Annotated in this window: 1 pseudogene; it reads left to right on the forward strand. The window is 41.3% G+C overall.

Annotated elements, in window-relative coordinates:
• Nucleotides 1–617 (forward strand): annotated as a pseudogene (locus tag ACS8FD_RS18005) (hypothetical protein); the annotation flags it as partial.
• Nucleotides 618–907 lie beyond the last annotated feature (290 nt).

Raw genomic sequence — 907 nt, forward strand, 5'->3', positions numbered from 1 at the left:
TAGGGTTTGCGGATGATAATTATTTGATCAAAACGGATTTTCGCACCATGTACGTAGCCGACGCGCTGCAAAACCCTGATAGCCTTCTTGCTGGAACGGGTGCGCTTCCAGCAGACAGTCCACAAGATAACTTACGTAAAGCCCTAAAAGCCAATGATCTACGCGGCTACATACCTAAAATGCCAACCTTATTGTGCGGTGGTAATCAAGACCCAACCGTATACTATGACCTAAATACTGGTTCGATGTCGGCTATATTGCAACAAGCAAGCATGAGTCCAGCTGCCAATCTAAACATTACTGTATTAGATGTGGACGCAACCAATGACGATGATCGTAATCAAAACACAGTGACATCAATCGGCAGTGCTGCTATGAGCAATGCTTGGATGAATACAGATACAATCGATAATATCCAAAATAGATTTGCCACGACTTTGACGGCAGTTCAAAATCAAGCTATTGCAGATGCGCAGTCAGTAGGAGTCACCAACCCAGATTTACTAGCGCAAGCAGCAGGTGCTGCGGTACTGGCCAGCTATCATGGCGGATTGACCAGTACCTCTTGTACCCAAGCTGCGCGTGAGTTTTTTGAACAGAACTTTAGACAATCATAAGAGGACGCACGTAATAAAATTGTTCGTACGTAGGCGTTGAACAGATAATAATAACAACGCCTAAAAACTGCATATACTCTGGTGCAGTTTTTTTTGTTTTATCGGTAAAAAATAAATACTACTACGCACGCTCAATCAGCATTTTTACTAGATTTTAATGACCGTGAAATGTCCCTAAATCAGCAAATTTGTGCTAAAATAGCTTCTTTTATTCAACCTTAAAACTATCACCGTTTTCCTACTATTTTACCCGCTTGATGGTGCTTTTTTATAGTCTGTTTCTCATTAAT

It is taken from the genome of Psychrobacter sp. 1U2 (genome assembly GCF_051847575.1).